The following is a 15,762-nucleotide window of genomic DNA, read 5'->3' as shown; positions in this document are numbered from 1 at the left end:
GAGGTTCACTCCTTCACTATAAACAAGCATTTATTTGTTCAATTTAAGAGGGAGGTTAGGTTATGAGTTCGAAAAGAAAAACGAGCAGTTTAGTCGTATGTATGTTAATGGTTTTTGTGCTTATTCTGTCAGCCTGTAGCAGCGCTGGAAGCTCAACGACGAATAAAAATGCAGCTAACAACGGTAAAACGAACACTGAAAAAACTAATAATGCTAGTGAACCAACCAATGCAACAGCTACTGAGGGCACGGAAGCAGTAGATCCTGCCAACGACCTGCCAAGCAAAGATATTCAAGGTGAGGTTACCGTTTGGGCCTTTAATGAAAAAGTGTTCGAGGAAGTCGGCGCTGCATTTATGGCTGAATATCCTGGAATCAAGCTGAAGACGGTAGTTATGCCCTTTGGCGACCTGCATGACAAGCTGCAAACGACAATCGCCGCAGGTAGTGGAGCGCCGGATGTAGCTGAAGTAGAAATGTACCAGTTGAACCGTTATATGGCGGGCAATGTGCTGGAGAATCTTTTGGAAGAGCCTTATAACGCTGGAAAATATAAAGATCTGGTTGCTCCATATAACTGGGAACGTTGGATGACACCGGACAGCTCACAGCTGCTTGGTATGCCTTGGGATATGACACCGGGGGTTTATTACTACCGTGCAGACATTTTTGAAGAGCTTGGATTGCCAAGTGATCCTGCTGAGCTTGGTGAATACATGCAAGATGAAGAGAATCTCTTGAACCTGGCTCAAATTTTGAAAGCTAACGGTAAATATTTCATGGAGTGGAGCGATGGCCCGATCGTATGGGCAGGAGATGAAGTCGGCTACTTTGATAAGGATATGAACTGGACACGTAATACGGACAAAATGGTGAAAGTTCTTGATATTACAAAACGTGGACAACAGCTGGGCTGGGCACCTCATATCGGTTATGGCTCAGACGAAGGTAAACAGCTAGTTCTGAAAGGTGATTTAGTTGGTGTCGTATCGGGTTCATTTGGAGCGCGCGGACTTCAGGAAACATTCCCTGAGCTTGCCGGAAAATGGAAGGTAACCCGTTTGCCAATAGGAATTAACGTGGGAATGGGCGGCTCAAGCTTTGTTATTCCTTCGCAAAGCAAAAATAAAGAAGCGGCATGGGCTTACATTCAGTGGAGCATGAGAAGTGAAAATGCTTGGAAAATTTGGACAAAACATTCCATTCAGCCGGGTTACAAGGATATTTCCAGTCTTGATTGGTACGCAAACACTAAAAATGAATATCTGGGTGGGCAAGAGGAATTTAAACTATATGAGCAATTAAGCAACGATATTCCAGTCAAACACCTTACACCAGTAGATAACAAGGGCTGGGAAATCTTTATAGCGGCGATCGGTGATGCACTGGCTAAGAACACAGATTCCAAGACGGCTATTCAAAAAATTGGTGATGATGTCTTGAAGCAAGCTTCCAAAGAAATTGCTGCCTTTAAAAAGGCAATGGGAATGCAGCCGTAAGGAAATCTAATAACAGGAGGGGCAGCCTGCAATTGCCAGAGCTGCCCTGCTTGTATTCACTTAAGTCCGAGAGGCCCGTAAAGATGGGAGGAGACCGATGCGTGTTACGCATACTGCGAAAATATAAGATTAGTTTGTTGTTACTGGTACTTTTAGGAGTCTCCCTAATGTGGTGGAATCAATCACGAGGGTTTGATAATTCAGCGATGGAGGGCGTCCCCGTTTATGCGGATGTTGATGAAAGCTCTATTTTAGAAAGCGATAGTGTGAATTCAAAACTCGAAGCCTCTTACTTAAGCTATTACGAGGAAAAACAGCAGGATGGAGCAAAGGACTCATCGGATTTTACGCTTGCTATTCCTTCGGCGGATTATACGGCCATTAGTGCTGAAGGTACAGAGGTAATGACGGATCTTGGTGGAAAACCCGGCAAGGTACTAGCGCTTAAAGCAGAGGATAGCTGGGTGGAATATACATTTACGGTTCCGGCAGATGGGTTGTATCAGATGGGGATGGAGTATTATGCCCTTCCTGGTAAACGATCCTCGATCATTCGAAGCGTAAAGATTGATGGGGAGTATTTATTCTCTCAAGTAAAAAAAATGGAATTCCAGCGGATGTGGAAGGAAAGTGCAGAGCCATGGCTGGACAATCAAGGGAATGAATTTAATCCCAAGCGGGAAGAGGTAACAGGCTGGCAATATCGGGAGTTTCGAGATGCCGAGGCCAGAACTGCGGATCCCTTTCGCTTTTATCTGACCAAAGGGGAGCATACGGTGAAGCTGGAAGCCATCCGGGAGCCGGCCGCACTTAGTGAACTGAGAATATTTTCTCCAGAACCGCTCCCGACTTATGCGGAAGTGAAGCAGGAGTATGAGAATAAGGGTTACAAGCCTGTTCAGAATCAAGTGATCAAAATTCAGGCAGAAGAATCCTCCCTTCGTTCAGATCCAACGCTGAAGCGGATCGAGGACCGGGAGCCACTCACCGAACCTTTTAACAAAGATGCTATTGTGCTTAATAGTTTTGGGGGTGTCGGGTGGCGTACGGGTGGACAATGGGCGGAATGGGATTTCGAGATTCCTGAGTCAGGGCTCTACAATATCGCAATTCGTTACGGCCAGTGGTTCCTAAACGGGATACCGGTGGAACGCCGGATTATGATTGATGGCGAGGTACCGTTCCAAGAGCTGAATGCCTTGAAATTCCCTTACAAAGCGGAATGGCAAGTAAACAAGCTGGGAAATGAGGACGGAGAATACTTCTTTTATCTCGAACAAGGCAAGCATACGTTGCGGATGGAAGTTCAAGTATCGGGTGTAGGCGGAATGATTGAAGCTGTGCTGAACACTACACATAAAATGTCTCTTTTGGGACGTGAAATCACGCAGGTAACGGGAACGAACCCTGATCCAAACGGGGATTGGCAGCTGGAGCAGAACATTCCTAATCTTGTGCCACGTTTACATTTGATGGCGCGGACGTTGGATGATGCCGTGCAGGATATGTATGCTTTTGGCGTTGCTGATGGAAGCTCTGAGCTGAGTACGCTTTATGAAGCACGTGATCGGTTCCTGGAAATGGCGAAGGATACCTCAAGTATTCCAGGTCGTCTTCAGCAATTTACGGATCTGCAGTCATCGCTTGGCTTATGGGTCAACGGATTAATGAAGCAGAGTATTGTAATGGACTATATTGAAGTGAAGTCGGAAGATCAGCCATGGCCTAAAGACGCGGCTCCTTGGTATACCCGTGTAGGGACGATGACGTATGACTTCTTTAGTTCTTTTACAAAGGATTACAGCGGCATAGGAAATACGTACAAAAATGAAAAGGTGCTGGATGTCTGGATCTCTCGTGGACGTGATTGGGCGGAGATCATTAAGCAAATGGTGGATGAGGACTTTACACCAAACACGGGCATCAAGGTGAACGTCAATATTATTCCTACGCTTGCAGCGGATCAGAAGCAGATTCTGTTATTAGCCAATACTGCCGGACTTGCTCCCGATGTGGCACTGGGGGTTGAGGGTGAAGTGCCGATTGACTTCGCGGTGCGGAATTCACTCGTGAATCTGAATGAATTCTCGGATTATCAAGAGGTTGCTGAACGTTTCAGAGCGGGCGCACTGATTCCTTATAAGTATGATAACGGAGACTTCGCATTGCCGGAGAATCAGAACTTCACGATGCTCTTTTACCGGAAAGATATTATGGCACAGCTGGGCATTAGCGAGAAGGATATTCCGAATACGTGGCAAGAGGTTATGGAACTGATTCCTGTGCTGCAACAAAACGGGATGGACTTCTATTATCCACATGCCCCGAACAATCCGAGTCTAGCCATTAATGAGTTTGCGCCGTTCTTATTCCAGTATGGTGGAGATTTCTATAAGAATAATGGGATGTTGTCTGATCTGGATTCACCAGAAGCACTGACAGCTATGAAAATGTGGACGGGACTCTTTACGAACTACAAGCTGCAGAAACAAGCGGATTTCTATAACCGTTTCCGTTCTGGAGAGATGCCAATCGGCGTTGCTGATTATTCCACATACATTCTGTTATCTACTGCCGCACCTGAGTTGACAGGCTGGTGGGGCATGAAACCAATGCCGGGTATTGAACAAGCCGATGGACAGATTAACCGTTCTACAGGCGGGCTTGCACAGACAGGAATTATTTTTAAGGATACGGATATGAAAGAAGAGTCTTGGGAGTTCCTGAAATGGTGGACCAGTGCGGATGCACAGGAGAACTTCGGCTCAGAGCTTGAGTCTTTGCTGGGTGTTGAAGCTCGTTGGAATACAGCCAATGTTGAAGCGCTCAAACGTCTGCCGTGGCAGCAAGATGATATCGACGCCATTATGGAACAGTGGGAGTGGTTTAAAGAGCGCGAAGTGGTGCTTGGAGGATATTACACGACCCGGCATATCGCCAACATCTGGAATGAAATTGTGCTCAACGGTAAATTCCCGCGGGAGGCGATGGAGCAAGGTGTGCGTGAAATCAATAAAGAGCTTAGTAAGAAACGCGAAGAGTTCGGAATTGAAACTTCCCAGACTTCAAGCGCTAAAGAGGAAGGAGGTCAGAAATGAGTAGTGAAATAATCACACCGGCACAGAACGAAGCCGTACAGATGCAGCCGACGAAAACTCCCGGGAAATGGGCTCAGCTTTGGTTGGATATCAAGAAAAATAAAGTTTCCTATTATTTCTTGGCCCCTTTCCTGATTCTGTTCACCGTTTTTACTATTGTTCCTATTATCATGTCCGTCGTTCTAAGCTTCAGCTATTACAACATTATTGAGACACCGAGATTCATTGGCTTCTCTAACTATAAGCTGTTGTTTGTAGACGATGATATCTTTCTTAAAGCTGTTGGGATTACGCTGAAATTTGCCATTATTACAGGTCCGATAGGTTATATTATGGCCTTCTTGCTGGCCTGGCTGATTAGCCAGATTCCGCAGAAGTTCCGCTTTTTCTATACCCTATGCTACTATGTGCCATCGATTACAAGTGCAGTAGCAATGTCCGTGGTTTGGTTGTATTTGTTCGCCGGCGACCGCAAGGGGTTGCTCAATCACTGGCTCATTCAGCTGGGGATTATCAATGAACCTTATTTATTTCTACAAAATGTAGATTCGATCGTACCGGTGATCATCATAGTTTCCTTATGGATGAGTATGGGGGTAGGTTTCCTTGCTTTTCTGGCCGGACTTCAAAATGTACCGACAGATTTATATGAAGCTGGCTCAATTGATGGGGTCAAGTACCGCTGGCAGGAGCTTTGGTACATTACGATTCCATGCGTCAAACCGCAGCTATTATTCGGTGCGGTGATGCAGGTGGTCGGTTCGCTTACCGTTTTTGACGTCAGTATGCGGCTTGTTGGATTTCCGAGTCCCCTTTATGCAGGCCATACGATTATGGCGCATCTGTTCGACTACGCATTTATCCGCTTTGAGATGGGATATGCGTCAGCGATTGCTGTATTACTGTTCGCTTTGATGCTTGGGCTCAACCGTCTCATCTTCAAAGTGCTGGGGAGGGATTAGGATGCACAAAATAAATTTACGGCGTATTGACTATGGCGGCATCTTTTTATATCTGTTCTTAACGGTGTTTGGCCTAATTATGCTGCTGCCACTTGTCTATATGGCAGTGACTGCTTTAAAACCAACAAGCGAACTATTCCTGTTCCCACCGCGGTTTTTCGTAGTGAATCCGACGTTGGTGAACTTTCGTGATTTGCTGTTAATTACCGGAACTTCGGCGGTGCCGTTCTCACGGTTTATTTTCAATAGCGTGGTCGTTACATCGGGGATTGTGGTCGGGGGTGTCTTAATTTCAGCAATGGCGGCTTATCCGCTTGCCAAGCACAATATGCCATTTAAAAGCGCTATCTTTAGTATGATTGTGGCGGCGCTGATGTTCTCACCTTTAGTATTGCAAATTCCGCAATATCTGCTGATTAGCCGCAGCGGATTAATGAATTCGTATTTTGCAATGATCTTACCTTATCTGGCTGCACCGATGGGAATGTTTCTTATGACCCAGTTCCTGCGGCAGCTTCCAGATGCTTTATTAGAGGCGGCCCGCATAGACGGGGCTTCAGAATGGAAGGTATTCTGGGTGGTTGTGATGCCAATGCTTAAGCCGGCGATTTCGACTTTTGCTTTATTTAGCTTTATTTCTGCTTGGAATGATCCGTATCCTTCAATGGTCTATACGACTGTTCAGGAAATGAAGACATTGCCGCTTGCCATCCAAACCATCAGTGGTGGAGCCGGAGTCGTTGCTAGGGTAGGTACTTTGGCAGCAGCAAGCTTCTTGATGATTCTCCCGACTATTCTTGTCTTTATATTAACGCAGCGGATGGTGCTTCAGACAATGGCCCATTCGGGGCTGAAGGAATAGGGGGAGTAATGATGATAGGACGCAATATGAAAAAAATGCTGCTAACAGGGCTACTGGTGACGCTGACACTGCCAGTGCTGCTGCTTCCAGGGCAGGCACTAGCTGGCGAAGCCCCGTATGAGGGGTATACGTGGAATCAGTCCGGCAATGAGGTCCGCTCGATTAATGGTTATCTCTACGATTCTTCTATCGATCCAACAGGAACAGATACGGGGTCCTTCAAAAATCCGGAATCTCTCTTTATTAGTGATGACGATTCACTCTACGTAGTAGACACGGGCAATAGCCGTATTGTTCATATGGATAAGGACGGTCGTCTGCTAAATCTGATCGGCGATACGGAAGGCAGCGGCAAGCTGCAGGAGCCGAAGGGTGTATTCGTGAAAGAGGATGGAACGGTATATGTAGCAGATACAAAAAACGCGCGTATTGCTATTTTTGATAAAAATGGCAAGTTCGTAAAAGAGTTTCTAAAACCGGATAGCCCATTACTGGGTGCTAATTTCTCTTATTCTCCTTCTAAATTAGTTGTAGATAAGCGTGATTATATGTATGTGGTGAGCGATGGTAACACGCAGGGGTTGCTGCAAATTGACTCGGGCGGTAAGTTCAAGGGGTTCTATGGAGCGAACCATGTAGGCTTCTCCTGGACACGACTCTTAATTAAGCTGGTGGCCACCAAAGAGCAGCAGAACCAGCTGGCGACGGTTAAACCTTCTGAGTTCTCCAACGTGGATCTGGATGAAGAAGGATTTATCTACAGCACAACCCTGGGCGAAGAGTATAACCAGATCAAACGGTTATCTCCGGTAGGCGTAGATACGCTGAACATTGGTAAACGCTGGTACGGCGATTATTACTCCGAGGGTCCATTCAGTATGGCTTCCTTTATGGGAATCAGTATTGATAAGAACGGGTTTATAACCGCGCTGGATTTGCAGTCCAGTAAAGTCTTTCAATATGACAAGCTGGGGAATTTGTTATTCAGCTTCGGCGGGATCGGGGATCAGAATGGACTCTTCGTGACTCCTTCCGCCGTAGATCAAACCGCTGATGGTCTCATCTATGTAGTGGATAAAGGACGGGGCAGAATCGATCGCTTCCGGACCACGCCGTTTGCGGATTTGGTTCATCAGGCATCTTTGCTATATGTAGATGGCAGCTATGACGAAGCGCAATCCTTATGGCAAGAGGTGCTGCGATTAAACGCCAATTATGATATGGCTTATCAGGCTATCGGCAAAGCGCTTTATAAAGCAGAGCAATATAAGGAATCTATGAGCTATTTCAAGCTTTCAAATTCCAAAGCTGACTATTCATCCGCTTTCCGCGAATATCGTAAATTGTATATCCGGGAGCACTTTACTTATTTCTTCGCGGGCGGAATTGGACTGTTCTTAGTACTGTTCTGGAGTGCGCCGAGATTATACCGGAGATTCCATGCCTGGCTGTATAGAGGAAACAAGGCAGTATTGGACCCGGCAAAGGGGGAGATTGGATGAACACTTTGCGAATGATTCATCAGGTTGTAGTTCATCCTTATCAGTTCTATAACGATATTCAGGGTAAGCAGCGTATCCGCTGGATACAGGGGATTGCCATCGTTCTACTGACCTTTGTGGCACGAATGATCTCGATTCTGATTACAGGGTATGCTTTTCAAACTAGAGAGCCGCATGAAATCTCTATGTTTCATGAGTTTATTTGGCTTATCGTTCCTTGGTTGACCTGGTGTATCTCGAACTGGGGTGTCAGTACGATTATGGATGGTGAGGGGAAATTTAAAGAGATTTTTGTGGGCAGTGCCTTTGCGCTTGTTCCATACATGCTCTTTATCATCCCAGTCACACTGCTAACGTTGATCCTTTCGCTGGATGAGGCTTCAACCTTCAATCTGCTGCACAAGTTTGTGATTCTTTGGGTGGCTTGGTTGATTTTAATGAAGGTGAAGATCCTGCATGATTTTGAGATTCGAAAGGTTATTTTTATCACCATAATCAGTGTAATAGGGATCGCCATTATCTGGTTTGTAGGCATTTTGCTGTTTGGTATTTCCAATCAATTTGTTTCATTTATTGTCGATCTGCTCAAAGAGTTGAGATTGCGCGCGTAAGGAGGGAAAGGTAACACGATGAGAAAAAAAGTTAAAGTGCGGGGCATTCTCTGTATTGTTGTGATGATGCTGTTCGCAGTGATAAATGTTCAACCCCTACACAGTTCCGCCGATCCGTCCACCGCTGCGCAGTCTGTTCAGGCTGAAGAAAGCAAAGAGGTTGGGCAAGAGCAAACATCGGTGGTGACTGAACCAGCTGAAGGGCAGGCCACTTCTGTGCAAGAAAAGGAGACCACGGCTCCCGTAGAAGAGCAGGCTCCAGCCGCTGTAGCAGCACCTGTACAGAAGGTTGAGCTACAGCCGGTCACGCCTGGAACAAAAGCATTGGAGAACGAACGCTATATTTTATATGTAGATGAGAAATCGGGAAATCTTCGCATCACAGACAAAATCACAAACAAGGAGTGGCTTGGATCTCCACAGCTGGAGCGAACAGCCATGCCAAATATTAAGAAATATACGACCGCGCCAATTTATGCCAGATACACACAGGGGGCTGACATTACACAGGTCTACCCACTTAAAGATGAAGACTCCACGGTTACCGTAACGATTGAGCAAGATGTCGTCCGCGCGGAGTTTGCTTTTATTAGCCTGAAGCTTTCTTTTGCTCTGGAGTACAGACTGACTGCTAATGGATTTGAGGCTTCCATTCCACAGGAGTATTTGAAGGAAGAGGGGAATGCGAAATTCACGAGTCTGGAGGTGCTGCCATTTTTTCATGCGGCTAGAGAAGATGCAGAGGGGGCAATGATGCTTCCAGATGGTTCAGGGGCATTGCTGGAGTTTCGGAAAGATCATCCCGCTTATTTGAAAGGTTATTCTGAATACATTTACGGCGGGGACGAAACCTTCGTGAAACAAAATCATGAAATTACGGATAACTCTTGGCAAAAGGCGGCACCTCTTAAAAAAGCTATCGCCTTGCCAGTGTTTGGGATCTATCAGGGAGACACCGGATATTTAGCAATTGTCACTAAGGGAGATACCGATGCTAAAATCAACGGTGTTCCATCAGGCATTCGCGCTATTTCGCTTTATAGAGCATCAAGTGAATTCACTCTGCGCAAGGATGATGTTATTTTTGTCGGCAATTCCGGCCAAATTCCTTATTATCAGGGTGAGATGATCAAAACCGATCGTAGCGTACGTTATGTTCTGCTCCAAGGCGAGGAAGCCAACTACGTTGGGATGGCGAAGGAATACCGTAATTACTTAATGGAAGAGAAAAAGGTCAAGGAAGTAGTTCTTGAGAACACGCCATTGTATCTTCAAGTGCTCGGCGGGATTTCACGTGATGAAGTCATCGGTTCAACTTTTATAGAAGCAGCTACGTTTAAACAAATCAAGAACATGATTGATCAATATCAGGCAGAGGGTGTTACTCAGCTAGAGATTACGATCGAGGGATGGTCCAAAAATGGTTTATACGGAAACCAGCCAGAACAATTCCCTGTTGAGAAGAAGCTGGGAGGCAAAAAGGGACTTAAAGAGCTTCAGGAATATGCCGCAGGTAAGGGCGTAAATCTTTATTTGAAAGCTAACTACGTGAAACCTTACCAAGATAGCAACGGCGTGAAGGCAAGCAGAGATGCTGTCCGCGGTATTAATCGTGAAGTCTTGAAGCAGTACGTCTACTATCTCTCTACCCGGTGGAATACGGATGATTATTTCTATTTAATGAAACCTAGTGTTATCGCAAAACGCAGTAATGCTGAGTTAAGCAAGTTTCAGGATCTGGGTGTGAAGGGTGTACAGTTTGAACACTTTGGAAGCTTGCTATACTCCGATGAGGATAATAAATCCAATACGGACCGCCAGCTTACAGAAGATACTTATGTTAATGCATTGGATAACTTCCGTAAGGGTGAGCTTAACACGGCAGTAGATTATGGTTTTGCCTATACATTAGGACATGTGAACCGGATTGATCAAGTTCCGCTCGACTCCAGTCAATTTGTCTATACAGATCGGGCGATTCCTTTTTATCAACTAGTGTTACACGGCTTAGTGCCTTATACAGCAAGCCCGGTTAATCTGTACGATGATTCCCGTAACCAAACCTTACGGGCGCTGGAATATGGAGCCCTTCCAAGTTATGAATTAACTTATGCTCCGACTAGCGATCTTCAGAGAACCATGGCAGACCGGCTGTTCAGCTCTAGTCTTGAGAACTGGCTGGTACCTTCTGTGCAGAATTATCTCGCATTGAAAGTGGTCTATGACAGCATTAGCAACCAGCAAATGACGAATCATGAGCAGCTGCAAAGTAAAGTCTTTCGGACGACTTATGCAAACGGTGTGAGCATTATAGTCAACTATAATGAGCAGTCCGTTGACGTGTCTGGTCAGACCGTCGAGGCATTCAGCTATGCGGTAACAGGAGGATGATGAAGTGAAAAAATCAAAGCTATCGATGCGAGCGCGTTATTTCGTTGAAGGATATTCCTTCATCGGCCTGTGGCTGGTCGGATTTCTGGTGTTTATGGCTGTTCCGCTGGGCCGTTCCTTGTATTATTCCTTTCAGGATCTCCAAGTGAGCAAAGGCGGCTTACTGGCCACTTTTGTTGGGATGGAGCATTATCGCGCCGCTTTTACTACAGATGTTAATTTCTTGCCTCTGCTCAAATCGACGATGGTGTCGACGGTGACTCAGGTTCCGTTAATTCTTATCTTTTCGCTCTTTTGTGCGATTCTGCTAAATCGCGGACTCGTAGGAAAAACCTTTTTCCGTGGCGTATTCTTTTTGCCGGTCATCATTGCTTCAGGGGCGATTCTGGGCAAATTGATGGATCAGGGTGCCGCAAATTTACCAATTTTTTATAATCAGGATTTATATGATAAGCTCCATAACTTTATCCCCGGCGACATTTTGAAGTCATTGCTGAAATATGCAGAATCTTTAACGCTGGTGATGTGGGATTCTGGCGTGCAAATTCTGATTTTTCTAGCGGGGTTACAGACGATTTCTGTTTCACTGTATGAAGCGGCCAAATGTGATGGAGCAACCGCGTGGGAGAGCTTTTGGAAAATCACCTTTCCGATGATTATGCCGATGATGCTCGTAAACACATTGTTTAGTATCGTCAGCTCATTCACGAAGGCAGATAATCAAATCATGAGTCATATTTTGAATGTCGTCTTTAAGAATAATGATTTTGGATATGGCTCAGCGATGGGCTGGATTTATTTTGTGTTTATTTTCTTGGTTCTGGGTTTGGTCTTCCTGTTATTCAGCAAGTCGCTCGGTGCCACCGAAGGGAGGAAGTAGAAGATGTTGAAGGAATCCGTAAAGCAGGTTCGGACAACGAACATGGAACATCTGACAACTCGTCTAAAAGCAAGCGGCAAGCTGGACAGGGTCGTGAAACGTTCGCTTCAGGTGCTGAATATCGCTTTTTATTACTTGGTTATTCTCAGCTTAACATTCGTATTCCTATATCCCTTGTTATACATGGTATCCAAATCCATGATGCAAGTAACAGACGTGGCCGATGCCACAGTGCAATGGCTTCCGAAAAAGATAAGTTTTGGCAACTATTTTTTGGCATGGGATTCGCTTAAATTCTGGGCCGGGTTCGCAAATAGTGCGATTATTTCCTTCGGGAGTGCGGTTCTGCAAATCTTAAGCTGTTCCTTAATCGGTTATGGTTTTGCCAGATACCGTTTTCCAGGCTACGCAGTGTGTTTCGTTCTGCTGCTGTTTACTTTTCTAGTTCCACCGCAGACGATTGTTGTGCCACTGTATTTGTTCTTTAGTGACTTGGGGTGGATTAATACACATTTGCCGTTTGTGGTTCCTTCTATGTTTGGGCACGGGTTGAAGGGGGCATTATTCGTACTGATCTTTATTCAGTTCTATCGCGGAATGCCTAAAGTGTTGGAGGAAGCAGCACGTATCGACGGTGCAGGCGCATTCAGAACGTACTGGAAAATCATGTTTCCTATCGCCAAGCCGGCAATGCTGATCGTATTCTTGTTCTCTGTGGTATGGCACTGGAATGACAGCTTTGAACCGAATACGTATTTAACAACACCGGATTTCTATAATCTGTCGCAGCGATTAGCGATGTTTTATGGTTCCAATAATCAGGCAGCGGAGACGATGTCGCAAATGACTTCGGGTTCTATTGGGATGGCCCCAACTGGACTGAATCAGGTTATGGCGGCGTGTATTCTAACCATTCTGCCAATTCTGATTCTGTATTTGTTCGTACAGCGTCATTTTGTAGAAAGTGTGGAACGCTCCGGTATTGCCGGGGAATAACTTTATTTACTAAAAACCAGCAAGCTCCCTGTGTGGAGGCTTGCTGGTTTTATTTTTAGGTAAAGGGTCTTCAAATTAGTATATCAATTCGGTTAAGATGGATAAGTATCCGATAAACTGTATTAGAAATACACATCCAAACCAAGGGAGTCAGACGATGAATAAACGCACATCGGGATTTGAGCACAGTACAGTATCCATTGCTGAGAAGAAAGTTACTTGGCTGGAGCTATTTTATGATCTGCTTTTTGTAGCAGCAGTTTCAAAAGCGAGCCATGTCCTATTGCATGTAGAGGCGGGTACAATTCCACTTGAATACTTATCCAAATTTATCTTAATATTTATTCCGATCTGGTGGGCTTGGGTAGGGCAATCGCTTTTTGTGAATCGGTTTGGGCAAGATATCTTTTCACATCGGATATTCTTGATTCTACAATTATTTTTTGTATTAATAATGACGGCGAGCCTATCGGTTAACTTTGATCAATATTATATGCCATTCTTAATAGGTTATGTTGGTTTAAGAGCTATGACAGCCATTCAATATCTTACGATAAATAAGAATGAAGCGGCTGATAGAAAGAGCACTGCCCGGTATTTGGGAAGCAGATCTTGGATTGGATTAATGATCTCTTCTTTATCACTTTTCTTTGACTCTTGGATGCGTTATGTAGTTTTGTATGCGGGAATTACTGTAGACATTCTGCTTCCATTAGTAGGCCGGAAATACTTGGTGAAAAGTCCGATCAATACTCATCATTTATTGGAACGCTTCTCGTTGTTTACGCTTATTCTGCTTGGGGAATCAGTGGTCAGTATCCTTGCGGTTTTACAGTCTAGCCACTGGACGTGGCAATCTATTGTATTTGCATTATTAACTTTTCTATTAATTATAGCTATGTGGTGGCAATATTTTGATAATGTTGAAAAGAAAGTGGATAAGACTATAGAGACTGCCGGGCAAACCATAATTTACGGGCATTTATTTATTTATGTATCCTTGAGTATGATTGCAGCTTCGATCCAACTGCTATTTTTAGATCAATTAAATTATACATTTATGGTGTGTTTTATTTTTGGATCGGTCCTGCTCTACTTCTTCTCTACCTCACTGGTCTTCCATAAATATAGACGTATACAGCAACGGTTAGGGATATTCCATTTGACGTTATTATTAGGTTTACTTGGTGTTTTTTTCGTAGTAGATTTGTTGTTCCTTATACCTAATTACCTGATCATTGGTGAAATGATGTTATTTTTTGTGGTATATGCAAAATTAACGACGTAAGCTTGTTGTGCCGAAGCTGAATACGAAAATAAGAAGGAAGCTGATCCGTGTGATCGGCTTCCTTCTTGTTTTAGATCCCATGAAATATAATCTATCTAGTTACGATCGAACGGGGAGGCTTATTTCATAATATGTATAAGATTGTATTTTTTGATGTGGACGGTATTCTAGTGAGTGAAATTGATAGAAGTATCCCAAGATTTCCTGAATTACGGTTCGAACGTTTTCACGGATACGTTATGAATGTGCTTGAAGAAACAAAAGTTTCTAAATCAACGGCGATTAAACAGGTGCTGGATTATCTGAATATTTGCAAGTCAGAGGCTATCGCGTTTGGTGACGGTGGGAATGATATCGACATGTTGGAGTATGTGGGATTGGGCATTGCGATGGGAAACGGTGCGGAACAGTTAAAACAAAAAGCCGATTTTGTTACAAAAAAAGCAAGTGAAGGCGGGATAGCCTACGCATTAAAGAAATTTGGTGTCATTTAAGCTTGCAGCAAACGAGTTGAAGAAAAATTAATAGCGATCATTTGTACAAATCTAACAGCGACAGCCCAAGACTTTATCAGTCTATGGCTGCGGCTGCTTTATGGATTGTGTGGTATCCACACATAGAACTGCATGTGATTTCTGGTTCTTACTGCCCTAGAAGAGCTGGCACAATAAATCGGCCGAAAACATTTGCAGGAGAGCCTTTTTTGTACTTATCCGCGGTGATAACGGCGACCAGCTCGTAAGCAGGAACTACAATGATATGCTGCCCTTTAAAGCCGAGTGCAAAATAATAAGGGATCTCGTTCGGCTGTTGCTCTGAACCTGCATTGAATTGGGATACCCACCAATGCCAGCCGTAGAATCCTTTTTGCGGATGATTGGCTTCAACGTAAGGGCGAGTAGATTGCTGAATTGTATCTGAAAAAAGGATCTGCTGATCCTTCCAGCGTCCCTCTTGCAAATAAAGTAAGCCGAATTTCAGCATATCCTCCGGCTTCAGATGAAGTCCGAACCCACCGGTATGTATGCCTTGCGGATCGCTCTCCCAGTGATAGCTTTGAATGCCAAGTGGTTGAAACAGCTGGTCTTCGGCAAATTCTGCAACCGCCTGTCCAGCACAATCACGCAGGATTGCGGACAAGAGCTGAGAGGAGCCTGAGTTATAAGTCATCACGGTTCCTGGTGTATGAGCTAATGGCTGTGCAAGCACAAATTTTATCCAGTCTGCGGTTTTAGTCATGGCCGGAAAAGAATTCTGCCCACCAAACTCTGTCCAGTTAAAGCCTCCGGTCATCGTTAATAAGTGTTCGATAGTGATCTCTCTTTTACGTGGGTCACGATCTTCTTTTAATGAAGGAAAAAATAAAGAAATAGGTGTGTCTGGAGGTGGAATCATTTGTTTATCTATGGCTATGCAAACTAAGGCGGAGAGTACGCTTTTGGTGCACGAGTTGATTTTGCCAAGCTCTTCAGCGATTTGTGGATCGCGGTAATGCTCCAGTATGGGTTCTCCATGTTGAATGATCAAACAACTGCGAATGTCTAGGTTAGTAATACCGTCAATAAGCGGCTGAAGGTTCCAGTCAGTAATGTCGGTGACCCCCTTTCTAGATGAATTATAGCTGCAACTGTTTACCATTATAGCTCACATCACAAAAATGTCGTAATTTCCTG

General features: G+C 44.6%; 12 protein-coding genes. 11 read left to right on the top strand and 1 reads right to left on the bottom strand.

The genetic code is table 11. The annotated features are described in order from the left end of the window. Positions 1 to 62: 62 nt before the first annotated feature. The 11 genes from NST58_RS26830 to NST58_RS26780 all read left to right on the top strand — a co-directional run bounded on the left by NST58_RS26830 (position 63) and on the right by NST58_RS26780 (position 14,583). Positions 63 to 1,499: an extracellular solute-binding protein gene (locus NST58_RS26830; protein ID WP_339244745.1), complete on the top strand. Its 1,437-nt coding sequence runs from the start codon at positions 63 to 65 to the stop codon at positions 1,497 to 1,499. 167 nt (positions 1,500 to 1,666) lie between these two features. Continuing rightward, positions 1,667 to 4,597, top strand: coding sequence for an extracellular solute-binding protein (locus NST58_RS26825; protein ID WP_339244741.1), 2,931 nt, complete (start codon positions 1,667 to 1,669; stop codon positions 4,595 to 4,597). After that, complete coding sequence (locus NST58_RS26820; RefSeq protein WP_076129175.1) at positions 4,594 to 5,559, top strand: sugar ABC transporter permease; 966 nt, start codon at positions 4,594 to 4,596, stop codon at positions 5,557 to 5,559. The genes NST58_RS26825 and NST58_RS26820 overlap by 4 nt, the downstream gene beginning before the upstream one ends. Before the next feature lies 1 nt (position 5,560). Next, positions 5,561 to 6,421, top strand: coding sequence for a carbohydrate ABC transporter permease (locus NST58_RS26815; RefSeq protein WP_036679629.1), 861 nt, complete (start codon positions 5,561 to 5,563; stop codon positions 6,419 to 6,421). 8 nt (positions 6,422 to 6,429) lie between these two features. Further along, complete coding sequence (locus tag NST58_RS26810) at positions 6,430 to 7,923, top strand: hypothetical protein (RefSeq protein ID WP_339244739.1); 1,494 nt, start codon at positions 6,430 to 6,432, stop codon at positions 7,921 to 7,923. Beyond that, positions 7,920 to 8,534: a YIP1 family protein gene (locus tag NST58_RS26805; RefSeq protein ID WP_076303280.1), complete on the top strand. Its 615-nt coding sequence runs from the start codon at positions 7,920 to 7,922 to the stop codon at positions 8,532 to 8,534. The genes NST58_RS26810 and NST58_RS26805 overlap by 4 nt, the downstream gene beginning before the upstream one ends. A gap of 18 nt (positions 8,535 to 8,552) precedes the next feature. After that, positions 8,553 to 10,925 carry a DUF5696 domain-containing protein gene (locus NST58_RS26800; RefSeq protein ID WP_339244737.1) on the top strand — a complete coding sequence of 791 codons (2,373 nt, stop codon included), beginning with the start codon at positions 8,553 to 8,555 and terminating at the stop codon, positions 10,923 to 10,925. 4 nt (positions 10,926 to 10,929) lie between these two features. Beyond that, positions 10,930 to 11,805, top strand: a complete 876-nt coding sequence (locus NST58_RS26795) for a sugar ABC transporter permease (protein WP_081382489.1) — start codon at positions 10,930 to 10,932, stop codon at positions 11,803 to 11,805. Positions 11,806 to 11,808: 3 nt separating this feature from the next. After that, positions 11,809 to 12,801, top strand: coding sequence for a carbohydrate ABC transporter permease (locus NST58_RS26790; protein WP_051491074.1), 993 nt, complete (start codon positions 11,809 to 11,811; stop codon positions 12,799 to 12,801). 199 nt (positions 12,802 to 13,000) lie between these two features. Then, complete coding sequence (locus tag NST58_RS26785) at positions 13,001 to 14,089, top strand: low temperature requirement protein A (RefSeq protein ID WP_339248803.1); 1,089 nt, start codon at positions 13,001 to 13,003, stop codon at positions 14,087 to 14,089. Positions 14,090 to 14,220: 131 nt separating this feature from the next. Next, the gene (locus NST58_RS26780) at positions 14,221 to 14,583 is read left to right on the top strand and encodes an HAD-IIB family hydrolase (protein ID WP_339244734.1); all 363 of its coding nucleotides are present in this window, start codon (positions 14,221 to 14,223) and stop codon (positions 14,581 to 14,583) included. A 148-nt stretch (positions 14,584 to 14,731) separates the two neighbouring features. Here NST58_RS26780 and NST58_RS26775 read toward each other — a convergent pair whose 3' ends face one another. After that, positions 14,732 to 15,727 carry a serine hydrolase gene (locus NST58_RS26775; protein WP_081387614.1) on the bottom strand — a complete coding sequence of 332 codons (996 nt, stop codon included), beginning with the start codon at positions 15,725 to 15,727 and terminating at the stop codon, positions 14,732 to 14,734. Positions 15,728 to 15,762 lie beyond the last annotated feature (35 nt).

The sequence above is a fragment of the Paenibacillus sp. FSL R10-2796 genome, from assembly GCF_037965315.1.
In the GTDB taxonomy this organism is placed as follows: domain Bacteria; phylum Bacillota; class Bacilli; order Paenibacillales; family Paenibacillaceae; genus Paenibacillus_AQ; species Paenibacillus_AQ odorifer.
Note: the sequence above shows the minus strand (reverse complement) of the source record. Positions and strands in the feature narration are given on the sequence as shown.